The organism is Microbacterium sp. NPDC058269, assembly GCF_042881445.1.
Taxonomy (GTDB): domain Bacteria; phylum Actinomycetota; class Actinomycetes; order Actinomycetales; family Microbacteriaceae; genus Microbacterium.
Map to the genome: position 1 here is coordinate 146,045 of NZ_JBHVXT010000002.1, position 23,537 is coordinate 169,581.

Sequence of the window (23,537 nt, forward strand, 5' to 3'; positions counted from 1 at the left end):
TCGATCCGCCCGCAGCGGAGTGAATACTCAGTGACCTCAGCAACCGCCATCGCGCCTGCACCGGGTGCCGCAGACCTGCGGCGCCCGGTGCTGGTGCGAACCATCTGGCTCCTGGTCGGGCTCGTGGTGCTCGTCGTCCTCAGCATCCTGTCGATCTCGTTCGGCGTGCGGGCGGTCTCGTTCGACGACATCGTCGCTGCCCTCACCGGTCACACCGACACGATCGCCGAGGCGGCGATCGTCAAACGCATCCCGCGCACGGTCCTCGCGCTCCTCGTCGGTGCGGCGCTCGCCCTCTCCGGAGCGACCATGCAGGCGGTGACGCGGAACCCCATCGCCGACCCCGGCATCCTCGGCGTCTCGAACGGCGCCTCGCTGGCCGTCGTGTGCGGGATCGCCTTCTTCGGTCTCGCCGATCCCTACGGGCAGATGGCCTTCGCGATCGCGGGAGCAGGGCTGGCGGCGGTCTTCGTCTACACGGTCGGCTCGCTCGGGCGCGGGGGAGCGACACCCCTCAAGCTCGCGCTCGCGGGTGCCGCCACCTCCGCTGCCTTCGCCTCGCTCATCAGCGCCGTCATGCTGCCCCGCGTCGACCTGCTGCAGACGTTCCAGTCGTGGCAGATCGGCGGCGTCGGCGGCGCGGAGTGGCCACGCATCGCCCTCACCGCGCCGGTCCTCGCGGTCGGTGCCCTCATCTGCTTCCTCTGCTCCCGGGGCATGAACTCCCTCGCGCTCGGTGATGAGATGGCCAAGGGCCTCGGTGAGAACGTGTTCCGCACGCGCATGATCTCGGCGCTGGGCGCGGTGATCCTGGCGGGAGCCGCGACTGCGATCGCAGGCCCGATCGGCTTCGTCGGTCTGATCATCCCGCACGTGTGCCGCATGCTCGTAGGCACCGATCACCGCTGGCTGCTTCCGTTCTCGGCGATCGCCGGTGCCGCGCTGCTGACCGCGAGCGACATCGTGGGCCGGGTGATCGCGCCGTCGTCGGAGGAGATCCAGGTCGGCATCATCACCGCCATCATCGGAGCCCCGTTCTTCATCTGGATCGTCCGCCGGCAGAAGGTGCGTGAGCTGTGAGCACGACCGAGCACACCGAGCACACCCTCGATCGGGTCGATGAGCCGGCATCCGCCCGGATCGCGCGCATCGTCGCGGGTCGTCGCTCGCGCCACCGCCGGCACGCGGTCGCCACGATCATCCTCGGCATCCTGGTCTTCGCCCTCTTCGCGGTGGCCCTCATGGTGGGCAACACGTTCTACACGCCGGATGAGGTGATCCGCGTGATCCTCGGCGAGACCGTTCCCGGAGCCTCGTTCACCGTCGGCGACCTGCGACTGCCGCGGGCGGTGCTCGCCGTGCTCACCGGGATCGCGTTCGGCATGGCGGGCGTGTGCTTCCAGACGATGCTGCGTAATCCGCTCGCCTCCCCCGACATCATCGGCATCTCGAACGGTGCCGGTGCGGCGGCCGTGTTCGGCATCATCGTGCTGTCGGTCAACGGCCCCGTCGTGTCGCTGCTCGCCCTGGCCGGCGCGGTCGTCACCGCCTTCGTGATCTACCTGCTGTCGATCAAGGGCGGCTTCGCCGGCACCCGACTCATCCTGATCGGGATCGGTGTCGCGGCGATGCTGCAGAGCATCATCTCGTACATGCTGTCGCGCGCGGCGAACTGGGACATCCAGACCGCGATGCAGTGGCTGACCGGAAGCCTCAACAACGCGTCGTGGGAGCGGGTGCTGCCGATGGCCATCGCCGCGCTCATCATCGTGCCGCTGATGCTGTCGCAGGGGCGCGCGCTCGGGGCGCTCCAGCTCGGCGACGACTCGGCGGCCGGCCTCGGCATCCGGGTCAACGCCACCCGCCTGCTCCTCATCCTCGGCGCGGTCGCGCTGCTCGCGTTCGCGACAGCGGCCACCGGCCCCATCGCGTTCGTCGCGTTCATGGCCGGACCCATCGCCGCGCGCATCACGGGGCCGGGGGCGAACCTGCTCCTGCCGTCGGCATTCGTCGGCGCCGTGCTCGTGCTCGGCGGCGACCTGATCGGCCAGTTCGCCTTCGGCACCCGCTACCCCGTCGGGGTCATCACCGGCGTGGTCGGCGCGCCGTATCTGATCTACCTGCTCATCCGCACCAACCGCTCCGGGGGTTCGCTATGACCGTCTCGCACAGCCTGTCGGCCGAAGGCGTCACCCTCGCCTACGGCGACCGCACCATCATCGACGGCCTCGACCTGCAGATCGCGCCCGGCCGCATCACGACCATCGTGGGGGCGAACGGATGCGGCAAGTCGACGCTGCTGCGCTCGCTCGCTCGCCTGCTGTCTCCGAGCGACGGCCAGATCGTGCTCGACGGCAAGTCGGTGCACGCCCGCCCCACCAAAGAGGTTGCGCGCATCCTCGGTCTGCTGCCGCAGTCGCCCGTCGCACCCGAGGGCATCGCGGTCGCCGATCTGGTCGGCCGCGGACGGCATCCGCATCAGAAGATGCTCGCCCGATGGAGCACGCATGATTACGAGGTGGTGGCTGACGCCCTCGATGCGACCGGCATCTCCGACCTCGCCGACCGCAGCGTCGACGAGCTCTCGGGCGGCCAGCGCCAGCGCGTGTGGTTCGCGATGGCGCTCGCGCAGGAGACCGACATCCTGCTGCTGGACGAGCCCACCACGTTCCTCGACGTCGCCCACCAGGTCGAGGTGCTCGACCTGCTCACCGACCTGAGCGTCTCGCGCGGCACCACGATCGTGATGGTGCTGCACGACCTCAACCTCGCGGCCCGCTACGCCGACGAGCTGGTGGCGATGAAGGATGGGCGGGTGCACGCGACCGGTGCACCGCAGGACATCGTCACCGCCGAACTCGTCGAAGAGGTCTTCGGCCTCGCCAATCAGATCACCATCGATCCGGTCTCCGGCAAGCCGATGGTCACACCCATCGGGAGGCACCATGTCCGCTGAGACGACCACGACCGAGCGGCCGACCTACATCCTCACCCGCGCCGAGGTGCGGGCCGTCGTCCGGGTCTCGCCCTCGTTCGTGCGGGTGACCTTCGGCGGAGACGACCTGTTCGAGTTCGGCACGCCCGGCGAGGTGTTCGACAGCCGGATCAAGCTCGTGTTCCCGCCCGCATCCGGGGTGCTGCCCGACCTCGACCGGGCGTCGGACAACTGGTGGCAGGCTTTCCTCGCAGTGCCGGAGGGGGAGCGCGGATCGATGCGCACCTACTCCGTGCGCGAGCTGCGGGTCGATCCCGAGACCGGCACCGAGGTGGACGTCGACTTCGTGCTGCACCTCGAGCCGGGTTTGACCGGGCCGGCTTCCCTGTGGGCGAGCCAGGCCGCGGTCGGGCAGGAGCTCTACCTGGTCGGACCCCGCCGCGGAGTGGATGTCGACGCGCACGGAGGAGCCGAGTTCGCCCCTGGCACCGCCGCTTCGGTCGTGCTCGCGGGTGACGAGACGGCTGCTCCGGCGATCGCCCGCATCCTGGAGGACGCACCTCGAGACCTGCGGGGTGTCGCCTTCATCGAGGTGCCGTCTCCCGCTGACATCCTGCGCATCGATGTGCCGTCGGGTGTCGAGGTGCACTGGCTGCCGCGCGATGCCGGTGAGCCGCACGGACTGCGCCTGATCCCCGCCGTGCTCGGCTACCTCGGCGACGCCGACGCCGCGGATGAGATCCGGGTGAAGGACATCGACGGCGAGGACCTGCTGTGGGAGACGCCGGACTACTCCGGCCTCGGTGAGGACATCGCCACGGTGGATGCCCCGGCCGAACGCTACTTCTGGATCGCGGGGGAGAGCGGCGTGGTCACCACGCTGCGTCGGCACCTGGTCAAGGACCTCGGCATCGACCGCGGGCAGGTGGCCTTCATGGGCTACTGGCGCCGCGGCGTCGCCATGCGCGGCTGAGCACCGGTCGTCGATCCCCGCGGTCCTGGGCTCCGGCCCGACCTCGCCGTACGTTCCGGTCGCAGTTGCTGTCGCCATGTTCGCGATCGAGGCGACAGCAACTGCGACCGGAGCGCGCAAGTCGGGGCGGATGCCGGTGCGGGCGGGAGCGGATGCTGCGGCGCGGGACTACTTCGCGAGGAAGGTCTTCAGTGCGGCGTTGACCTCGTCGGCGTGGGTCCAGAGCAGGCCGTGCGGAGCGCCCTCGACCTCGACGTAGTCGGCGTCGGGCACCGCCTGGTGGAACCGGCGGGCGGTCGCGTCGATCGGCAGGATGTTGTCCTTCGTCCCGTGCAGGATGAGCGTGGGCTTGCCGGCGGCGCGGACGGCTTCGACGTCGCCGCGGAAGTCCTCGATCCACGCCGGCACGACCGCGTAGGCCGCAACGGGGGCGCTGCCGATCGCCACGTTCCAGCTGCCGGTCACGGCCTGCTCGCTGATGCGCGATCCGAGGTTCTCGTCGAGGTTGTAGAAGTTCTTGTAGAAGTCGGTGAACCACGCGAAGCGGTCGCCCTTCGCCGCGGCTTCGATGCCGTCGAAGACCTCCTGCGGCACGCCCTCGGGGTTGTCGTCGCGCTGCACGAGGAACGGCTCGAGCGAGGCGAGGAAGGCGAGCTTGGCGACGCGGTCGTGCCCGTAGCGGGCGACGTAGCGGGCGAGCTCTCCGGTGCCCATCGAGAAGCCGACGAGCACGACGTCGCGCAGGTCGAGGGTCTCGAGCACGGTGTCGAGGTCGGCGGCGAAGGTGTCGTAGTCGTACCCCGTGTTCACCTTGGAGGACTGGCCGAATCCGCGACGGTCGTAGGTGATCACGCGGTAGCCCTGGGCCAGGAGCTCGCGGGTCTGACGCTCCCAGCTGTGGCCGTCGAGCGGATAGCCGTGGATCAGGACGACGGGCTGCCCGGCCCCCTGGTCTTCGTAGTAGAGCTCGATCGGGGTGCTGTTCTCGGTGCCGACGGTGATGTAACCCATGATCCTGATCCTTCCAGTTCCGGTGAGAACGATCGTTCTCGCTCGATGTGTTCAATCTAGAGAACGTTCGTTCTCGTGTCAAGTAGACTTCTGGACATGACCGAAGACGAGGCCCGCGAGCGCATCCTCACCGCCGCCGAAGAGCTCTACTACCGCAAGGGGTACGCAGCCGTCGGCATGGACGAGCTCCGCCAGGTCGCCGGAGTGTCTCTGCGCCGGCTCTACTCGCTCTTCCCCGCCAAGACCGACATCGTCGCGGCCGTGCTCGCGCGCAAGCACGCCGAGTGGGAGTCGGGGCTGTCGGGGGCCGTGGCGGATGCGGGCGTCGACCCTCGTGCACGTCTCCTCGCCGTGTACGGGTACCTCGAGAACTGGTTCTGCGCCGACGACTTCCGCGGCTGTGCGTTCATCAACGCGTTCGGCGAGCTCGGCGGCACGAACCCCGAGGTCGCGGAGATCGTGCGCGCGCACAAGGCCTCCTTCCAGGAGTACATGGCGGCCCTCGTCGCCGAGACGGGAGCGCCGGCCGCACTGGCTGCACAGCTGTCGATCCTCGCCGAAGGCGCACAGAGCACGGCCGCGATCTCGGCCGACCCGGCCGTCGCCGTCCAGGCTCGCGGTGCCGCTGAGGTCCTGATCGACGCAGCTTTCGCCCGCGCCTGATCCGGAGGTCGGATTTACCTCACCTGGTTAGCGAAACCGGAACCGGGTGTCAACCCCGATGCGCGTGCCCGCAGGTACCCGTAGCGTGCGAGGCATGGAATCACGCACGAAGGGCATCGGTCGTCAGTCGCTGGTCATCGCGTCGGCGACATTCATGTTGATCGCGGCCGCCATCGGTGCAGGAGCCTTCGGCGGGACATCCGTCGACGACCTGCAGGACGGCGCTCTCTCCGCCCAGGGCTCGTATCTCGCGCCCGCAGGGCCGGCGTTCTCGATCTGGTCGCTCATCTACCTCGGCCTGATCGCGTACACGGTGTGGCAGGCGTTGCCGGCGCAGCGGCAGGATCCCCGTCAGCAGGCCGTGGGCGGATGGATCGCCGCATCGATGGTGCTGAACGGCCTCTGGCTGGTGACCGCGCAGTTCCTGACGCTGTGGCTCACCGTCGTCGTGATCGCGCTGCTGTTGGCCGTGCTGGCTCGGGTGATCGTGGTGCTCGGCCGCTTTCCGGCGCGCACCCTCGCCGACCGCATCCTCACAGACGGCGCGAACGGCCTGCACTTCGGCTGGGTCACGATCGCCACCGTCGCGAACACCGCCGCGTGGCTGACGCAGATCGCTCCCGAGAGCTGGGCGCAGGCGGCGGATGCCTGGGCCATCGCGGTGCTCGCCGTCGTCCTCGTGATCGGGGCGGTCGCGGCGTGGGTCACCGGACGGATCGCTCCCGCCCTCGCGACGGCCTGGGGGCTGGCCTGGCTCGCCGTCGGACGGCTCACCGGAGAACCTCTGAGCGCGCCGACCGCGATCGCCGCGATCATCGTGGCGGTACTGCTCGTCATCACCGGCATCGTGGCGGTGTCTCGCCGGTCGCGCGCCGTGGGCGCCGCGGCTCAGAGCACGAGCCGGTAGCCCATCCCCGATTCGGTGAGCAGGTGCACGGGAGCGCCGGGTTCCTGCTCGAGCTTCTTGCGCAGCTGCGACATGTACAGGCGCAGGTAGCCCGAGTCGGAGACCTGTTCGCTGCCCCAGATCTCCTTCAACAGATCCTGGCGGGTGACGAGGGCTCCCGGATGCCGGGAGAGGTGCTCCAGCATCCGCCACTCGGTCGGGGTCAGGTGCACGCGCGCGCCGCCCCGTGTCACGGTCTTGGTCGAGAGGTCGACCACCACATCGCCGAAGGCCACGGTCGACTCGCCGCTCGCCGGGATCGATCGACGCGAGAGGGCCCGCAGACGCGCCAGCAGTTCGTCCACCTGGAAGGGCTTGGTCACGAAGTCGTCGGCGCCGGCGTCGAGCGCCTCGACCTTGTCGGCGGAGCCCGTGCGACCGGACACCACGATGATCGGCACGTTCGTCCATCCGCGCAGCGCCTGGATCACCTCGATGCCGTCGAGTCGGGGCATGCCCAGGTCGAGCATGATGAGGTCGGGGTGCGTCTGCGCGGCTGCGGCGATCGCGGCTGCACCGTCTGCGGCCACCACGACCTCGTATCCGTGCGCGGCGAGGGTGATCCTCAGGGCGCGAACCATCTGCGGGTCGTCGTCGGCGATGAGGAGCTTCACTCCGTGCCCTCCGTGTCGGCAAGTCCTGCGGCCAGCGGCAGGGAGATGACCATGGTGAGGCCTCCGCCAGGCGTGTCCTCGGGTGTCAGGGTACCGCCCATGCCCTCGGTGAAACCGCGCGACAGGGCGAGTCCGAGTCCGAGTCCCGTCGTGTTGTCGGTGTCGCCGAAGCGTTGGAACGGCTGGAAGATGCGGTCGCGCCGCTCGGGCGAGACGCCTTCGCCGCGGTCGATGATGCGGATCTCGGCGCGATCGCCGAGGGCGCTCGTGGAGACGATGACACGGGTGTCGTCGGGGGAGTGCCGGTGCGCGTTGGCGATCACGTTGACCAGCACGCGCAGGAGCAGCACGGGGTCGGCGTGCAGCGGGGGCAGGTCGGGGTCGAGTGCCAGTTCGACATCCGACGGCCCGAGTCCCAGCTCGTCGACGGCGGCGAGCACACTGCCGGCGGCATCCATCCGAGAGGACGAGACGGCGAGCACGCCCGCCTGCACCCGGCTGACGTCGAGCAGATCGGTGACGAGCGTCGACAGCGTCGCGAGGCTCTCGTCGGCGGTGGCGAGCAGTTCGTCGCGGTCGGATGCCGACAGCGCGTGCGCGCCGCGCAGGCCGCCGATGGCCGCGACCGCCGAGGCGAGCGGGCGCCGCAGGTCGTGGCTGACGGCCGACAGCAGGGCGCTGCGCACCTGATCGGTCTCGGCCAGCGCCTCGGCCTCGCTCGCCGTGGCACGCAGGTCGGTGTGCTCGATCGCGGCCGACAGCTGGGCGACGATGGCGTCGAGCAGGCGGCGTTCGGGGCCTGCGAGCGGTTCGCCGTTCAGCTCCAGAACCGCACGGGGTCCGCCGCCGGGGACGACGCCGACCGGGATGGTCGTGGCACGTCCGTCTGCCACGGGCTCGCCGTCGCTCGCGAGCACCTCGCCGTCGGGGGCGAGCAGGCGCACGCCGCTGAGACCGAACGCCTCGCGCGTGCGGCTGACCAGGGCGAGCACCGCGTTGTCGCCGCGCAGCACGTTGCCCGCGACCGCAGCGAGCAGCTCGGCTTCGGCGGCTGCGCGCTGGGCGGTGCGGGCTCGCCGTGCCGCCTGGTCGACGATGATGCTGACCAGGATCGCGATGAGGACGTAGAGCGCGAGCGCGAGCACGTGCAGCGGATGCGCGATCGTGATCGTGAACAGCGGAGCGACGAAGAGGAAGTCGAGCGTGACGCCCGAGAGCACCGCCGCGAACACCGCGGGACGGATGCCGCCGATCAGGGCGACCACGACCACGAGCAGCTGGTACGCGAGCACCTCGGCGGTGATCGATTCGGGGCTGCGGAACGTGAACATGATCCACGACAGGATGGGGCCGAAGACGAGCGCGACGCCGAAGCCGAGCAGCTGTCGCCGCCAGCCCAGCGCTCCGCCGGTGATGCGCGGCAGGACCATCCGCCCGCCCGCTGCGGCGTGCGTGACGATGTGCACGTCGATGTCGCCCGAGCGGCGGATGACCTCCGAGCCGATGCCGGGACCGGTCAGCGCGGCGGTGAGGCGGCTGCGTCTGCTGACGCCGATCACGAGCTGGGTGGCGTCGGCGCCCTGCGCGAACTCGACCAGGGTGGCCGGGATGTCGTCGCCCACGACCTGGTGATACGTGCCGCCGAGCGATTCCACGAGCGTGCGCTGCGCGGCGAGGGCGCCCGGTGTCTCGTCGCGCAGGCCGTCCTGCGCCGAGATGTGCACGGCGAGCAGCTCCCCGCCGGCCGAGCGGGCGGCGATCCTGGCACCGCGACGGAGCAGGGTCTCGCCCTCGGGCCCTCCGGTCAGGGCGACGACGACCCGCTCCCTGGCCTGCCAGGTGCCCTCGATGCCCTGCTCGGCGCGGTAGCTGCGCAGGGCGCTGTCGACCTCGTCGGCGAGCCAGAGCAGGGCGAGCTCGCGCAGCGCGGTGAGGTTGCCGAGGCGGAAGTAGTTCGACAGTGCGGCGTCGATCCGTTCGGCCGGGTACACGAGTCCCGCGGAGAGCCGATCGCGCAGGGTCTGCGGGGCGAGGTCGACGACCTCGATCTCGTCGGCGGCACGGACCACGGCGTCGGGGATCGTCTCCTGCTGCGCGATGCCGGTGATCTTCTCGACCACGGCGTTCAGCGACTCGATGTGCTGCACGTTGACGGTGGTGACCACGTCGATGCCCGCGTTCAGCAGCTCGTCGACGTCCTGCCAGCGCTTCGCGTTGCGGGAGCCGGGGGCATTGGTGTGGGCCAGTTCGTCCACGAGGGCGATCTCCGGCGCCCGATCGAGCACGGCGTCGACGTCGAGCTCGGTGAGGGCGATCCCGCGGTGCAGGTCGACCCGACGCGGCACCTCGGGGAGCCCGGTGGTCTGCGCCTGCGTCGCGGCGCGCTCATGCGTCTCGACGATCGCGATCACGACGTCGTGGCCCTCGTCGAGCATGCGTCGCCCCTCGGCGAGCATCTCGTAGGTCTTGCCGACGCCGGGGGCGGCTCCGAGGAGTACCCGGAGCCGCCCCCGGCGGGAGTGGCCGTGAGATCGACGAAGCGGCGCTGCGGTCATTCGCCCTCCCGGTCATCGAGCGCGAGGTTGAGTTCGGCGACGTTGATGCGCTCCGCGCCGAGGAATCCCAGATCCCGCCCTTGAATCCTAGACTCCACGAGGTCGCGCACCTCCTGCTCCGAGAGTCCGCGGGCCTCGGCGACGCGTGGCACCTGCAGCAGGGCGTAGGCCACGCTGATGTGCGGGTCGAGGCCCGAGCCCGAAGCGGTGACCGCATCGGCCGGGACCTCGGAGGGATCGACGCCTTCGCGCTCCGCGATCGCGGCCTTGCGCTCCTCGATCGAGGCCACCAGGTCGGCGTTCTCGGGACCGAGGTTGCTGCCGCTGGAGCCCGCGCCGTCGTAGCCGTCGCCGGCCGCTGAGGGGCGCGACTGGAAGTACGGCGGCAGCGCCTCGCCGTCGGCGTCGGTGAAGGACTGGCCGATCAGCGAGCTGCCCCGCTCGTCGGGAAGGGGCGACCCGTTCGCCTGCCAGGGGAGCAGCAGCTGTCCGATACCGGTGACCAGGAGGGTGTAGCCGACGCCGAGCACGAGGGTGAGGACGAGCATCGCTCGGACGGCGACACCCGTGGTGCGGGCCGCGGTGCGTGTGGAGGACATGTCTGGATTCCTTTTCGGAGCCGGGTCAGAAGCCCGGGATGAGACTGATCACGAGGTCGATGAGCTTGATGCCGATGAACGGGGCGATCACGCCGCCGAGCCCGTAGATGAGCAGGTTGCGCTGCAGGATCTGCGAGGCGCTCGCCGGACGGTACTTCACGCCGCGCAGGGCCAGCGGGATCAGGAAGACGATCACGATCGCGTTGAAGATGATCGCGCTGGTGACGGCGGATGCCGGCGAGTGCAGCTGCATGATGTTGAGTGCGGCCAGCCCGGGGAAGACACCCATGAACATCGCGGGGATGATCGCGAAGTACTTGGCGATGTCGTTCGCGAGCGAGAACGTGGTGAGGGCTCCGCGGGTGATGAGCAGCTGCTTGCCGATGCGCACGATGTCGATCAGCTTGGTCGGGTCGGAGTCGAGGTCGACCATGTTGCCGGCCTCCTTCGCGGCCGAGGTGCCGGTGTTCATCGCCACGCCCACGTCGGCCTGCGCCAGCGCCGGGGCGTCGTTCGTGCCGTCGCCGGTCATCGCGACCAGGCGCCCACCCTCCTGCTCGCGCCGGATGAGTTCGAGCTTGTCCTCGGGCGTCGCCTCGGCGAGGAAGTCGTCGACCCCGGCCTCGGCGGCGATCGCCTTGGCCGTGAGCGGGTTGTCGCCCGTGATCATGACCGTGCGGATGCCCATGGCCCGCAGCTCGTCGAAGCGCTCGCGCAGACCGTCCTTGACGATGTCCTTGAGGTGCACGACGCCGAGGACGCGGCCGTCGGCACCGGGCGTCTTCACCGCGACCACGAGCGGGGTTCCGCCGCTCTCGGCGACGGAGTCGGTGCGGCTCGTCAGCTCGAGGTCGTCGCCGTCGAATCCGAGCCAGGCCCGCACCGCTGAGCCTGCACCCTTGCGGATCTGCGTGCCGTCGGCCAGATCGAGCCCCGACATGCGCGTCTGTGCCGTGAACGGCACGACCACCGCATCATCCGGCGCGGTCACGTGGATGTCGTGTGCGGCGGCGAGTTCGACGATCGAGGCGCCTTCCGGCGTGGGGTCGGCGAGCGACGACAGCGCTGCGACGCGAAGCAGCTCCTCGCCGTTGACCCCCGGAAGGGAGAGCACCTCGTGCGCACGGCGGTTGCCGTAGGTGATGGTGCCGGTCTTGTCGAGCAGCAGCGTGGTGACATCTCCGGCGGCTTCGACCGCACGCCCCGACATCGCGAGCACGTTGCGCTGCACGAGCCGGTCCATGCCCGCGATGCCGATGGCCGAGAGCAGCGCCCCGATGGTGGTCGGGATCAGGCAGACGAGCAGGGCGATGAGCACCGGGATGCTGACGGGCGATGCGGCGTACGACGCGATCGGGTTCAGGGCGAGGACCACCACCACGAAGATGATCGACAGGCTCGCGAGCAGGATGTTCAACGCGATCTCGTTGGGGGTGCGCTGGCGGCTGGCGCCCTCGACGAGCGCGATCATGCGGTCGACGAAGGTCTCTCCCGGCTTCGAGGTGATGCGCACCACGATCCGGTCGGACAGCACGCGGGTGCCGCCGGTCACGGCGCTGCGGTCGCCGCCGGACTCGCGGATGACTGGGGCGCTCTCGCCGGTGATGGCCGACTCGTCGACCGTGGCGATGCCCGCGATGATGTCGCCGTCTCCGGGGATCAGCTCGCCGGCGGTCACGATCACGATGTCGTCGCGCTGCAGCTCGGCCGACGAGACCTGGGCGGTCGCGGTGTGCTCGGCTGCGGCATCTGAAGCCTTGTCGTAGCCGACCACGCGACGGGCCATGGTGCTCGTGCGGGTCTTGCGCAGGCTGGCGGCCTGGGCCTTGCCGCGGCCCTCGGCGACCGATTCGGCGACGTTCGCGAACAGCACGGTGAGCCACAGCCAGATCGCGATGCCCCAGGTGAAGGGGGCGGGAACAGGGGTGCCGCCCGAGTCGGCCGGGCCGCCCAGGAACGGCTCGGCGATCGCGAGCACCGTCGTGAACGCCGCGCCGACCCACACCAGGAGCATGACCGGGTTGCGGACCAGGGCCGTCGGGTTGAGCTTGCGCAGGGCTCCGGGGAGGGCCTGCACGAGCTGCGACCAGCCGAAGGAGCGTGGCGGCTCCGCGGGGGTGGATGCCGGGGCATCCTGCTGTTCGGAGGGAGTGGTGATGAGGGTCATGGTCAGACGAGTCCTTCAGCGAGGGGTCCCAGTGCGAGCACGGGGAAGTAGGTGAGCGCGGTGACGATGACGGTCACGGCGAGGAGCAGGCCGACGAACTGCGGTCGGTGCGTGGGCAGGGTGCCGGAGGTGGCCGGGATGCGTTCCTGTGCGGCGAACGAGCCGGCCAGGGCCAGCACGAGCACGATCGGCAGGAACCGTCCGAGCAGCATCGCGATACCGAGCGCGGTGTTGAACCACGGGGTGTTCGCGGTGAGCCCGGCGAAGGCGGAGCCGTTGTTGTTCGACGCCGAGGTGAAGGCGTAGAGCACCTCGCTCATTCCGTGTATGCCGGGGTTCAGGATGCTGGTCGACTCGACGTCGGCGCGGATGCCGGGGATCGCGAAGCTCAGGGCGGTGCCGGCCAGCACGAGCGTCGGTGTCACCAGGATGTACAGGCTCGCGAGCTTGATCTCCCGCGGGCCGATCCGCTTGCCGAGGTATTCCGGGGTGCGTCCGACGAGCAGTCCGCCGACGAACACCGCGATGATCGCGAGCACGAGCATGCCGTACAGGCCCGAGCCGACGCCGCCGGGGGCGACCTCGCCGAGCATCATGTTCAGCATCGGCATCATGCCGCCGAGCGCCGTGTACGAGTCGTGCATCGAGTTGACGGCACCGGTCGACGTGAGGGTGCTCGCGCTGCCGAACAGCGTGGAGCCGAGGATGCCGAAGCGCACCTCCTTGCCCTCCATCGCAGCTCCGGCGAGTTCGGGCGCTGTACCCCGGCCGGCGAGTTCGAGGGCCGAGAGCGCGAAGGTCGAGACCAGGAAGATCGTGCCCATGACGGCGGCGATCGCGTAGCCCTGGCGGTGGTCGCCGATCATCCGGCCGAACGTGCGGGGGAGTGCGAACGGGATGACGAGGATCAGCAGCACCTGCAGCAGGTTCGTGAAACCGGTCGGGTTCTCGAACGGGTGCGCGGAGTTGGCGTTGAAGAAGCCGCCGCCGTTCGTGCCGAGCAGCTTGATCGCCTCCTGCGAGGCGACAGGGCCGCCCGGGATGGCCTGCGTGCCACCCGACACCGTGGTGACGTCGGTGAAGCCCGCGAAGTTCTGGATCACGCCACCCGCGAGCAGCGCCACCGCGCCGATCAGGGCGATCGGGAGGAGGATGCGGCCGAGACCGCGGATCAGGTCGACCCAGAAGTTGCCGATCGTGGTGGAGCCGCGACGGGCGAGACCGCGGATCAGTGCGATCGCGATCGTGAGGCCGACCGCTGCGGAGACGAAGTTCTGCACCGTGAGGCCTGCGAGCTGCACGGTGTAGCCCATGGTCTGCTCGGGGGAGTACGACTGCCAGTTGGTGTTCGCCACGAACGAGGCGGCGGTGTTGAAGGAGAGGCCCTCGGGCACGGCCGGGAGTCCGAGCGACTGGGGAAGGAATGCCTGCAGCCGCTGCAGGCCGTAGACGAGAAGCACTCCGACGACCGAGAACGCCAGCACGCTGCGGGCATAGGCGCGCCAGGTCTGCTCGGACGAGGACTCGACCCCGATCAGCCGGTAGACGCCGCGCTCGACGCGCAGGTCGCGCGCCGAGGTGAAGACGTGGGCGATGTAGTCGCCGAGGGGGCGGTAGAGGAGCACGAGCACGACCACGACGGCCGTGAGCTGCAGGATGCCGAACCAGACAGACGCGTCCATCAGAACCTCTCCGGCGCGACGAGCGCGACCACGAGGTAGACGACGGCGGCGACCGCGAGGGCGGCGGCGAGGATCTCGAAGACGATCACAGCCGCTCCACCCCCTTGGCCACCAGGGACACGAGGGCGAACAGCGCGAGAGTCAGCGCGATGTAGATGATGTCGAGCACGGATCCGATACAACTCCCGCACGGCCCCCGCCGCCGCCATCCTCACGGTTCCCCTACGCCCTCCGAGCGGATGCATGCGGGTTGCTCACGGTTCGGCCCTATGCTCGCGAGGTGGGAATCAGAAGGACGCGGATCGGCGCCGGGACGTGGATCGTCGCCGGGCTTGTGGCCGTCGCGCTCGTGTGCGTGGTCACCGGGTTCCTGCCGCGCTCCGACGCCGGGGCTCTCGGCGAGCGGATCGCGCCCGTGCTGGGGTTCGTCGTCGCGATCACGATCGTCGCCGAGCTCGCCCGCGACGCGGCGGTGTTCGACGTCGTCTCGCAGCGGCTCGCCCGCTGGGGCCGAGGCAGGGTGCTGGCGCTCTGGGCGTTGGTCGTGGCGCTCGCCGTGGTGAGCACCGTGTTCCTGTCGCTCGACACGACCGCCGTGATCGTCACCCCCGTCGTCGTGGTCCTCGCGCAGAGCATCGGTGTCTCGCCTCTCCCGTTCGCCCTGGCCACCGTGTGGCTCGCCAACACGGCATCCCTCGCCCTCCCGGTCTCGAACCTCACGAACCTGCTCGCCGCCCCCGCGATCGGCGATGGACCCGGGGCCTTCATCGCGCTGAGCTGGGCCCCCACGCTCGTCGGCATCCTCGTGCCCGTCGCGATCCTCACGGTCATGCATCGGCGCACGGTGTTCGGTGCGTACGAGACCCCGGCGCCGCGCCGGCCCGCCGACCCGATGCTGTTCTGGAGCGCCACCGGCATCCTCCTCGTGCTGATGCCGCTGCTCGCGCTCACCCACGACGTGTGGATTCCGGCCACGGTCGCCGCCCTCGCGCTGATCGGCCTGTTCGCCGTCCGGCGGCGGCGGGCGCTGCGGCTCTCGCTCGTCCCATGGCAGGCGCTCGCGCTCGCCGCGTCACTTTTCGTGCTGGTCGAGGCCGCGCACGCGCAGGGCCTTCTCGACTTCCTGACCTCGCCGACCGTGAACGGCGACTCTCCCGGCGACCTGTTCCGGCTGGCTGCGCTCGGGGCCGTGAGCGCCAATGCGATCAACAACCTCCCGGCCTACCTGGTGCTCGAGCCTGCCGCCGGCGATCCGGTCGCGCTGATGGCGCTGCTGATCGGCGTGAACATCGGCCCGCTCATCACCCCGTGGGCCTCGCTCGCGACCCTCCTCTGGCATCACCGGATCGTCGCACTGGGCGTCACCATCCGCTGGAGCCGCTTCATGCTCTGGGGCGTGGTGGCCGCGGTGCCGACCGTGCTCGCGGCTGTGCTCGTCTTGATGCTCGTCTCGGGCTAGCGTCGGCCCGTTCCGGTCGCAGTTCCTGCCGTCCGCGAGGCGCGAGACCCGGCAGGAACTTCGACCGGAAGCGGAAGTGCCCGACCGTCAGTCGGCCCCGAGCGAATCCAGGAACGTGCGCGCCTGGGCGGCCAGCTCGGGCGACTGCGTGTGGTGGAGGTAGTGGGCCCCGTCGATCCTCACGACCTCGCCCCGGGTGACGCTCGCGGCCTGGGCTTCGTGCAGCTCCAGCCAGCCGGGAACCTCGACATCCTCATCCGCCACGAACAGCAGCACGGGGAGGTCGGCGGGGAACGTCTTCCCACTCGCGGCGGCGAAGTTCGAGGAGGCGTGGTCCATCTCGTCGAGCATGGTGGGGGCGGCCGCGTTCCGGGCGCTGAGCACCTGCATGCGGTCCTTCGTCGCGTCGTCGTACGGCAATCCCTCGTACGGGTCAGCGGCGATCCCGCTCAGCACCCGCGTCAACCCCAGGGTCGAGAGCGTGCTGATGGTCGAGGTGGGGATGGGGTCGTCCCATCCGGGCTGGTCGGGCACGCTGCTGTCGATGCCCACGAAGGCTGTGACCTCGTCGGGGTCCGAGGCGGTGTAGGTCACCGCGTAGATGCCGGAGATCGAGTGTCCCATCAGCACGTACCGGTCGATGCCGAGCTCCTGCAGCGCCTCGTGCACTTCGCTGGTGATGTTGTCGGCGGTGCGGGGGACGTCGGTCGGGTCGCTGAGCCCGGTGCCGAAGGGCTCCACCGCGACGACCCGGTACGTGTCCTGCAGCTCGGTGATCAGCGGCTGGAAGTCGAGAGCGGGTGCGGCTGTACCGAGGCCGGGCAGCCGCGGCCGTGGCCACGGCGAGGACCGGCACCGCCACGATGACTCCGAGGGCGGTGAGGACGACTTTCCAGGGCTTGCGCATGGTGCTCGTTCTCGACCGGCGGATCGGGTTCCGCGTCGAATCCAGTCCATCCGGCCCCACCCTTTCCCGGAATTGTCGCGCCGTCACCACCTGCGATGACTTGTGTCACGGCCTGCCTGAGTCGGCGAGGACTGACAGGATGTCGTCATGGGTGTTCTCTACGACTACTTCTCCGCGCCGACCGATGAGCAGGCCACGAAGGTCCTCGACGTGGAGGGCGGACCGACAGCGGCGGACTCGGGCTTCGACGCCGGAACGCTCGGCGGCATCGACCCGGTCGTGCAGCTCGGCACCCTCGAGGCGCTGCTGACCGGCACGCCGTACGACGATGTGACCGACGACCCGCGTGCCGGCCACAACCTCGCGATGAGCGAGGACTACGACCGGATCGTCATCACCGTGACGGATGCGTTGGCTACAGCCCTCGCCGCAGCCGACGACGCTCGTCTGGCGGAGGTAGCGGAGCCGTGGTCGCAGACCGAAGAGCTCGAGGGCGCGGATCCGGCCCAGTTGGCCGCGTTCGCGCGCGACCTCGCCGCCCTCGCACGCCGTGCCGCGGCGTCCGATCACCGCCTCTACTGCTGGACCTGCATCTAGGACGCCCGTCCGCGCAGGACGCATCCCAGCGGTGAGCCCACGGGGGCCTCGGGCGCGGTCATCGTTGCCCTCTAGGCTCGCGGATCAGAACTCTCGCCGACCCGCCGCATCTCCGCCGCGAGGGCGGTGTTCGTCTCGGCGAACCGTGCGGTGATGTTGTCGCGCACCTCGGGCGACTTGTTCTGGCTGAGTTTGGCTCGGGCATCGAACCGGGTGACGCGCAGGCGCAGGCCGACGGTGCCCTTGGCCGCGCGGCGGGTGCCCTCCTCGTCCTCCGACAGGTGCCGGCCGTGCACCTGGCGATCCTCGAAGTGGTCGGTCAGCCGGGTGAGCATGGCGTAGTTCTCCTCCTCGCTGAGGATCTCGGGGGTGCCGTAGAGGTGCGCGGTGACGTGGTTCCACGTCGGCACCAGGTCGCCGGGCGCATACAGGCTCGGCGACACGTAGTCGTGCGGCCCCTGGATGATGACCAGCACCTCGTGTCGTCCGAGTTCGTGGAGCTGCTCGTCCGGCCGTCCGAAGTGGCTGGCGATCACGATGTCGTCCTCGTCCTCCGCCAGCAGCGCGGGGTAGTGAGAGGCGACGAGGCCACCGCTCGCGGGGGAGACGAAAGTGGCCCACGGGTTGCCGCGAATGAGGCGCTTGACCTCGTCGGGGTCGGTCATCAGGTAGCGGGGTGTGTGACGCATCAGGAGTCCTCTGTTCTGCGCATGGTCGGTCGGCGGTCGATCAGGCGGGTGCGCACCGCGAGCGCGGCGCAGGCGATCACGGCGAACCCGCCCACCGCGGTGGCCCAGCCGATCGGCTCGTGCAGCAGGATCGCGGCCCACGCGATGCTCATCACGGGCTGGACGAGTTGGATCTGGCTGACCTGCGCCATCGGGCCGATCGCGAGCCCGCGGTACCAGGCGAAGAAGCCGAGGAACATGCTCACCGCAGCGAGGTAGGCGAACGCGAGCCACTGCACGGGTGTCGCTGCGGGCGGCTGCTGGATCACCGACACGACGGTCAGCACCGCCATCAATGGCGCGGTGACGATCAGCGCCCACGAGACGGTCTGCCAGGAGCCGAGCTCGCGGGCGAGCAGGCCGCCCTCCGCGTACCCGATCGCCGCAGCGATGACGGCACCGAACAGAAGCAGGTCGCCGCCGGTGAGGGAGCCGAGCCCGCCGTTCTGCAACGCGGCGAACACCACGGCCGCGGCGGCGCCGAGAAGGGCGAAGATCCAGAAGGAGAGGGCGGGGCGTTCGCGTGTGCGGAGCACGACAGCGACAGCTGTCGCCGCGGGAAGCAAGCCGATCACGACCGCGCCGTGGCTGGCGGGCGTCGTGGTCATCGCGAACGAGGTCAGCAGCGGGAAGCCGGCCACCACTCCGCCGGCGACGATCGCGAGGCGCGCCAATTGGGCCCTGGTCGGCGGCCGCTGGCGAGTCGCAGCCAGGGCGATCCCGGCGAGGAGGGCGGCGACGACCGCTCGGCCGGATCCGATGAAGAGCGGCGAGAGCCCGCCGATCGCGATGCGCGTGAACGGGAGGGTGAAGGAGAAGGCGAAGACGCCGAGAAGCCCCCACCAGAGGCCCGCACGCGTGGATAGCACTGTCGATCGCGGGGCGATAACGCTACTGTCGACTTTCATGAGTCAGGATAGCAGTGACCGGATCGTCGCCGGAGTGCGTGCGTGGATCACCTCCGCATCGCCGGGTGCACGGGTTCCCTCGAACCGGGCGCTCATGGCCGAATACGGAGCGAGCCCCGTGACGGTGCAGAAGGCGATGCAGCAGCTCGTCCGACTCGGGCTGGTCGAGTCGCGCCCCGGAGCGGGGACCTTCGTGCGAGCCGTGCCCCGTGCCCGCTCGGTCGACTACGGCTGGCAGACGGCGGCCCTCGGCACGGCACCGACGGGCCTCATCGGGCTGTCGTCGACGCAGCGCACGGTCGCCCCCGACGCGATCGGACTGCACTCGGGCTACCCCGCGGTCGACCTGCTGCCGCAGCGGCTCGTGCGACAGGCGCTCGTGCGTGCCGCACGGTCGGATGCGGCGTTGACTCGTTCGCCGGCCGCCGGCATCCCCGAGTTGCAGGCCTGGTTCGCCGGCGAGCTCGCATCGGCAGCGCCCGTCGGCATCACCCCGGCCTCGGCCAGGGACGCCCTCATCATCTCGGGCAGCCAGAGCGGGCTGAGCTCGATCTTCCGGGCGGTCGTGGGCGTCGGCCAACCGCTGCTGATCGAGTCGCCGACGTACTGGGGCGCGATGTTCGCCGCCGCGCAGGCCGGTGTGGTCCTGGTGCCGGTCCCGTCCGGTCCGCACGGTCCCGATCCGGACGACGTCGAGCGGGCATTCGCAGAGACCGGGGCTCGGGCTTTCTATGCGCAGCCCACGTTCGCGAACCCGACCGGGGCGCAGTGGCCGATCGCGACGGGGGAGGCCGTGCTCGAGACGGTCCGCCGTCACGGTGCCTTCCTGATCGAGGACGATTGGGCCCACGACCTGGGGATCGACGCCGACCCGCATCCGATCGCCGCGTCCGACGACGACGGTCACGTGGTCTACCTGCGCTCGCTCACCAAGAGCGCCTCGCCCGCCCTGCGCGTCGCGGCCGTGATCGCCCGTGGCCCGGCGCGCGATCGCATCCTCGCCGACCGCGCGGCCGAGTCCGTGTACGTGAGTGGGCTGCTGCAGGCCGCCGCCCTCGACGTGGTCACCCAGCCTGCTTGGCGCACGCACCTGCGCGGATTCCGGGAGCACCTGCGTGCACGCCGAGACCTGCTGATCTCGAGCCTGGCTGCGCACGCGCCCTCCGCGCACGTCGAGGGAGTCCCGGTCGGCGGCCTGAACCTGTGGGTGCGACTGCCCGAAGGCACGGACGTCGTGCAGGTGGTGCGCGAGTGCGAGGTGCGCGGGGTCATCATCGCGCCGGGGCACGAGTGGTTCCCGGCCGAGCCCTCCGGCTCCTATGTGCGCCTCAACTACGCGAACGCCGACCCCGCCCGGTTCGCCGAGGCCGCCGGCATCCTGGGCGCCGTGCTCGACGGAGTCTGAGGGGGACTCAGCCCGGAAGGCCGACCTCAGGCCTCGGGTGCGTCGTCCTGCGGCGGACCCGCGGGCCGGTGGGCACGCCGACCGTTCACGACCACCGGGCGACCTGCGCGCTCCTGCCCGGGCAGCGGACGGGAGCGGCGGCCGTAGATGAGCTCCGACGAGTCGAGCAGCCATGGCACGAGGGTGATCGACACTCCGTGCACGAGCATGAGCTGGTTGGCGAGGCGGCGGGCGCGACGGTTGTGCAGGAACGACTCCCACCAGTGCCCCACGATGTACTGCGGCAGGTACACGGTCACCACCGACGAGCCGTGCTTCTCGCGGTACTGCTTGATGAACTGCGTGACAGGCTGCGCGAACGAGCGGTACGGCGACTCGACGATCACGAGGGGGATCGGCACCAGGTGGTCGGCCCAGTCCTTCTGCAGCGCGGCCGCATCGTCGGAGGCCACGGCCACATGCACCGCCAGCGTCTTGCCGTGCTTGGCCGCGATCGCGTAGTCGATGGCTTTCACGACCGGCTTCTGCAGCCGGTTGACGAGCACGATCGCGAGGTCTCCCGTCGCCCCGAACTTCGTGGTGTCGTCGATCGCGATCTCGTGCTCGACGTCGCGGTAGTACCGCTTCACACCCAGCATCAGGAAGGCGAGGATCGGGATCGCGAAGAACACCAGGTACGCGCCGTGCGTGAACTTGGTGATCGTCACGATGACCAGCACGAGCACGGTCATCACGGCGCCGGCCGAGTTGATGATGAGCCCGACCTTCGCCGAGCGGCGATCGGATGCCGAGGCGTCGTCGACGCCCGACCCGGGCTTGTTCTCGATCGGCCCGCGCAGCACGCGCCGCCAGTGCCGCACCATGCCGATCTGTCCGAGCGAGAACGACACGAACACACCGATGATGTACAGCTGGATCAGGGTGGTCAGCTTCGCCTGGAACACCACGAGCACCGCGATCGCCGCGATGCCGAGCAGGATCATCCCGTTCGAGAACACGAGGCGGTCGCCGCGGGTGTTGAGCGACTTCGGGGCGTAGCCGTCGCGGGCGAGCACCGCGCCCAGCAGGGGGAAGCCGTTGAAGGCGGTGTTCGCGGCGAGCAGCAGCACGCACGCGGTCGCGGCCTGCACGATGAAGAACGCGATGCTGCCGCCGCCGAAGGTCGCCGCGGCGATCTGCGCCATCAGGGAGGGCTGCGGGTTCGTGCAGTCGAACCCGACGAGGTCGCAGGGGTTCTCGGCGTAGTGCACCCCGGTGATCAGGGCGAGGGCGGTGAGACCGGCGAACAGGCAGATCGCGATCGAGCCCATGAGCACGAGGGTGGACTGGGCGTTGCGCACCTTCGGGGCGCGGAAGGCCGGAACGCCGTTCGATACGGCCTCGACGCCGGTGAGGGCGGAGCACCCGCTCGAGAACGCGCGCAGGATCAGCAGGATCACGGCGGCCTGGCCGAGGCTCTCGGCCTGCACGGTGAAGTCGGCGCTCGAGGCGACGGGAGCATCGCCGAGGAAGGTGCGGATCAGACCGGTCACGATCATGATCCCGACCGAGCCGATGAACACGTACGTCGGGATCGCGAAGACCAGAGACGCCTCGCGCACCCCGCGGAGGTTCACCACGATGATGAGGATCACGAAGCCGACGGCGAGCTCGACGCGGAACGGGTCAAGGCCCGGCACGGCCGAGATGATGTTGTCGACACCGGAGGCGACCGACACGGCCACGGTCAGCACGTAGTCGACCAGGAGCGCTGCGGCGACGATCACGCCGGGGATCTCGCCGAGGTTCTTGGATGCGACCTCGTAGTCACCGCCGCCCGACGGGTAGGCCTTGATGAGCTGGCGGTAGCTGAGCACCACCACGATCAACAGCACCACGACCGCGATCGCGACGAGCGGCGTGAACGAGAGGAAGGTGAGCCCGCCGATCAGCAGGATCATCACCAGTTCCTGCGGGGCGTAGGCCACCGAGCTCAGGGCGTCGGACGCGAAGATGGGCAGAGCCATCCGCTTGGGGAGCAGCTGGTCGTCGACCTGCTGGCTCGTCAGCGGTTCTCCGATGAGGATGCGCTTGGCGCGCGGCGGCGAGTCCGCGCCCTCCCTGTTTTCGTCTGACACGTCCGGCGACACTACGCCTCCTGATGGCATCCTCACGCGATCCTCACGGAATCCCTACGGGCCGATGCGCTGTCCTCACGGAATCCTTACGTGCGAAGCTACACTGGCACGCGGTGGAAGATCAGGTGCTGCTCGGATTCATCGCGATCGCGATGGGGGTTGCTTTCGGCATCCTCCTGTTCGTGCCCTTCGTGGCGGTCAGCTATCGCCGGCGCGGGCGACTCGGCCTCGGACGCACGCTGTTCTGGCTGTCGGCCCTGATCTATTTCTGGGCGATCTGGACCTACACCCTGCTGCCGCTGCCCGACCCCGACACCATCCGCTGCGTCGGGGCGATCACCGACCCGATGTCGGTCGTACGCGATGTGCAGAAGGCGTTCGCGGCACCGGGGAATCCGCTGCGGCAGCCGGCTCTGCTGCAGCTGGTGTTCAACGTGCTGCTCTTCGTGCCGCTCGGCTTCTTCGTCCGGGTGCTCGCCGGCCGCGGCATCGTGACGGCGCTCGCCGCCGGGCTCGGACTGTCGCTGCTGGTCGAGACAACGCAGCTGACCGGCGTGTGGGGCGTCTACCCGTGCGCGTATCGCTTCTTCGACGTGGGCGACCTCATGACGAACACCCTCGGTGCTGTCGTCGGCTGCACCGTGGCGCTCCTCGTCCCGCGGTCGCTGCGTGGCGCGAAGGCGAGCCCCGACGCCGACCTTCCCCGTCCGGTCACCCGCGGTCGCCGTGTGATCGCGATGCTGTGCGACTTCCTCGCCTACGGATTCCTCAGCATGGCGGCCGGCGTGACCGTGCAGGTGTGGCTGGAGTTCGTCGCAAGGGATCGCGCCGCGGTGCTCGACGGCACCCTCGCATCCGCAGCCGCCACCATCGCCCCTTCGGGGCTGTTCCTGATGCTGATCCTGATCGGCGGGCGCTCGGTGGGCGACATCGCGGTGCAGCTGCGGTACGCGGGGTCGCGCATGCCGGCACCGTTCGCGCGGCTCCTGCGCTGGGCGGGAGGCATCGGCGGGATCAGTGCGCTCCAGCTGCCCGGCGGGTTCTTCGGGTTCGCCGCGGCCGTGCTCTTTCTCGCCGCCGTCGTGCTGCCGTTCACGACACGCTCCGGTCGCGGGCTCCCCGGCGTCCTCTCCGGACAGCAGCTCGTCGACGCGAGAGCGGATGCCGTGGTCCCGCCCGTCGTCCCGGCTCCGTGACGGGCCCCGTGCCCACCTTTCCTCTTCCGGTCGCACTCTTCGTCGCTTCTGGGCGCCGGGGCGGCAGGAAGTGCG

At 70.0% G+C, this 23,537-nt stretch carries 21 protein-coding genes; 10 read left to right on the forward strand and 11 right to left on the reverse strand.

Annotated features, from left to right (window positions below; genetic code table 11):
- The first annotated feature begins 30 nt into the window (after positions 1-30).
- Genes ACFVWL_RS08925 through ACFVWL_RS08940 form a run of 4 tightly spaced genes read left to right on the forward strand, consistent with a single transcriptional unit; the run spans position 31 to position 3,908 of the window.
- Positions 31-1,080: a FecCD family ABC transporter permease gene (locus ACFVWL_RS08925; protein WP_387181302.1), complete on the forward strand. Its 1,050-nt coding sequence runs from the start codon at positions 31-33 to the stop codon at positions 1,078-1,080.
- Positions 1,077-2,159 (forward strand): FecCD family ABC transporter permease, encoded by a 1,083-nt coding sequence (locus ACFVWL_RS08930; protein WP_387181305.1) that lies wholly within the window; start codon positions 1,077-1,079, stop codon positions 2,157-2,159. The genes ACFVWL_RS08925 and ACFVWL_RS08930 overlap by 4 nt, the downstream gene beginning before the upstream one ends.
- A complete protein-coding gene (locus ACFVWL_RS08935) occupies positions 2,156-2,956 on the forward strand; it encodes an ABC transporter ATP-binding protein (protein WP_387181308.1) in 801 nt (266 codons plus the stop codon). The genes ACFVWL_RS08930 and ACFVWL_RS08935 overlap by 4 nt, the downstream gene beginning before the upstream one ends.
- The gene (locus tag ACFVWL_RS08940; protein WP_387181311.1) at positions 2,946-3,908 is read left to right on the forward strand and encodes a siderophore-interacting protein; all 963 of its coding nucleotides are present in this window, start codon (positions 2,946-2,948) and stop codon (positions 3,906-3,908) included. Before ACFVWL_RS08935 ends, ACFVWL_RS08940 begins: the two co-directional genes overlap by 11 nt.
- Before the next feature lie 168 nt (positions 3,909-4,076).
- On the opposite strand, the gene ACFVWL_RS08945 is transcribed toward ACFVWL_RS08940, so the two are convergent.
- The gene (locus tag ACFVWL_RS08945) at positions 4,077-4,919 is read right to left on the reverse strand and encodes an alpha/beta fold hydrolase (protein WP_387181314.1); all 843 of its coding nucleotides are present in this window, start codon (positions 4,917-4,919) and stop codon (positions 4,077-4,079) included.
- A gap of 96 nt (positions 4,920-5,015) precedes the next feature.
- Here ACFVWL_RS08945 and ACFVWL_RS08950 point away from each other — a divergent pair, with 96 nt between their 5' ends.
- Both ACFVWL_RS08950 and ACFVWL_RS08955 read left to right on the forward strand, forming a co-directional pair.
- Complete coding sequence (locus ACFVWL_RS08950; RefSeq protein ID WP_387181317.1) at positions 5,016-5,582, forward strand: TetR/AcrR family transcriptional regulator; 567 nt, start codon at positions 5,016-5,018, stop codon at positions 5,580-5,582.
- Positions 5,583-5,676: 94 nt separating this feature from the next.
- Positions 5,677-6,489 (forward strand): tryptophan-rich sensory protein, encoded by an 813-nt coding sequence (locus ACFVWL_RS08955; protein WP_387181320.1) that lies wholly within the window; start codon positions 5,677-5,679, stop codon positions 6,487-6,489.
- Here ACFVWL_RS08955 and ACFVWL_RS08960 read toward each other — a convergent pair.
- The 6 genes from ACFVWL_RS08960 to ACFVWL_RS08985 are packed head-to-tail and all read right to left on the reverse strand — an operon-like array spanning position 6,471 to position 14,234.
- Complete coding sequence (locus tag ACFVWL_RS08960; RefSeq protein WP_387181323.1) at positions 6,471-7,142, reverse strand: response regulator; 672 nt, start codon at positions 7,140-7,142, stop codon at positions 6,471-6,473. The two genes, ACFVWL_RS08955 and ACFVWL_RS08960, sit on opposite strands and share 19 nt — an antisense overlap.
- On the reverse strand, positions 7,139-9,697 hold the full coding sequence (locus ACFVWL_RS08965) for an ATP-binding protein (protein WP_387181326.1): 2,559 nt from the start codon (positions 9,695-9,697) through the stop codon (positions 7,139-7,141). Before ACFVWL_RS08965 ends, ACFVWL_RS08960 begins: the two co-directional genes overlap by 4 nt.
- Positions 9,694-10,296, reverse strand: coding sequence for a potassium-transporting ATPase subunit KdpC (kdpC, locus tag ACFVWL_RS08970; protein WP_387181329.1), 603 nt, complete (start codon positions 10,294-10,296; stop codon positions 9,694-9,696). Before kdpC ends, ACFVWL_RS08965 begins: the two co-directional genes overlap by 4 nt.
- Before the next feature lie 25 nt (positions 10,297-10,321).
- Positions 10,322-12,463: a potassium-transporting ATPase subunit KdpB gene (gene kdpB / locus ACFVWL_RS08975; RefSeq protein WP_387181332.1), complete on the reverse strand. Its 2,142-nt coding sequence runs from the start codon at positions 12,461-12,463 to the stop codon at positions 10,322-10,324.
- Between the two features lie 2 nt (positions 12,464-12,465).
- Entirely contained in the window at positions 12,466-14,145 is a 1,680-nt protein-coding gene (gene kdpA, locus ACFVWL_RS08980; protein ID WP_387181334.1) for a potassium-transporting ATPase subunit KdpA, read from the reverse strand.
- Positions 14,145-14,234: a potassium-transporting ATPase subunit F gene (locus ACFVWL_RS08985; protein ID WP_017201862.1), complete on the reverse strand. Its 90-nt coding sequence runs from the start codon at positions 14,232-14,234 to the stop codon at positions 14,145-14,147. Before ACFVWL_RS08985 ends, kdpA begins: the two co-directional genes overlap by 1 nt.
- A gap of 191 nt (positions 14,235-14,425) precedes the next feature.
- Between ACFVWL_RS08985 and ACFVWL_RS08990 the strand changes: the two genes are divergently transcribed.
- On the forward strand, positions 14,426-15,604 hold the full coding sequence (locus tag ACFVWL_RS08990) for an SLC13 family permease (protein ID WP_387181338.1): 1,179 nt from the start codon (positions 14,426-14,428) through the stop codon (positions 15,602-15,604).
- Between the two features lie 87 nt (positions 15,605-15,691).
- Here ACFVWL_RS08990 and ACFVWL_RS08995 read toward each other — a convergent pair whose 3' ends face one another.
- A complete protein-coding gene (locus ACFVWL_RS08995; RefSeq protein ID WP_387181341.1) occupies positions 15,692-16,561 on the reverse strand; it encodes an alpha/beta fold hydrolase in 870 nt (289 codons plus the stop codon).
- Positions 16,562-16,658: 97 nt separating this feature from the next.
- Here ACFVWL_RS08995 and ACFVWL_RS09000 point away from each other — a divergent pair, with 97 nt between their 5' ends.
- The gene (locus ACFVWL_RS09000; RefSeq protein ID WP_387181344.1) at positions 16,659-17,108 is read left to right on the forward strand and encodes a hypothetical protein; all 450 of its coding nucleotides are present in this window, start codon (positions 16,659-16,661) and stop codon (positions 17,106-17,108) included.
- Positions 17,109-17,179: 71 nt separating this feature from the next.
- Here the strand turns inward: ACFVWL_RS09000 and ACFVWL_RS09005 are convergent, their stop codons facing one another.
- Both ACFVWL_RS09005 and ACFVWL_RS09010 read right to left on the reverse strand, forming a co-directional pair.
- On the reverse strand, positions 17,180-17,797 hold the full coding sequence (locus ACFVWL_RS09005; protein WP_387181347.1) for an FMN-binding negative transcriptional regulator: 618 nt from the start codon (positions 17,795-17,797) through the stop codon (positions 17,180-17,182).
- Positions 17,797-18,744, reverse strand: coding sequence for a DMT family transporter (locus tag ACFVWL_RS09010; protein ID WP_387181350.1), 948 nt, complete (start codon positions 18,742-18,744; stop codon positions 17,797-17,799). Before ACFVWL_RS09010 ends, ACFVWL_RS09005 begins: the two co-directional genes overlap by 1 nt.
- On the opposite strand from ACFVWL_RS09010, the gene ACFVWL_RS09015 reads away from it, so the two are divergent.
- Positions 18,743-20,149: a PLP-dependent aminotransferase family protein gene (locus tag ACFVWL_RS09015; protein WP_387181354.1), complete on the forward strand. Its 1,407-nt coding sequence runs from the start codon at positions 18,743-18,745 to the stop codon at positions 20,147-20,149. The two genes, ACFVWL_RS09010 and ACFVWL_RS09015, sit on opposite strands and share 2 nt — an antisense overlap.
- A gap of 26 nt (positions 20,150-20,175) precedes the next feature.
- Here ACFVWL_RS09015 and ACFVWL_RS09020 read toward each other — a convergent pair whose 3' ends face one another.
- Positions 20,176-22,296 carry an APC family permease gene (locus ACFVWL_RS09020; protein WP_387181358.1) on the reverse strand — a complete coding sequence of 707 codons (2,121 nt, stop codon included), beginning with the start codon at positions 22,294-22,296 and terminating at the stop codon, positions 20,176-20,178.
- Between the two features lie 83 nt (positions 22,297-22,379).
- Here ACFVWL_RS09020 and ACFVWL_RS09025 point away from each other — a divergent pair, with 83 nt between their 5' ends.
- Positions 22,380-23,462, forward strand: a complete 1,083-nt coding sequence (locus tag ACFVWL_RS09025) for a VanZ family protein (protein ID WP_387181361.1) — start codon at positions 22,380-22,382, stop codon at positions 23,460-23,462.
- Positions 23,463-23,537 lie beyond the last annotated feature (75 nt).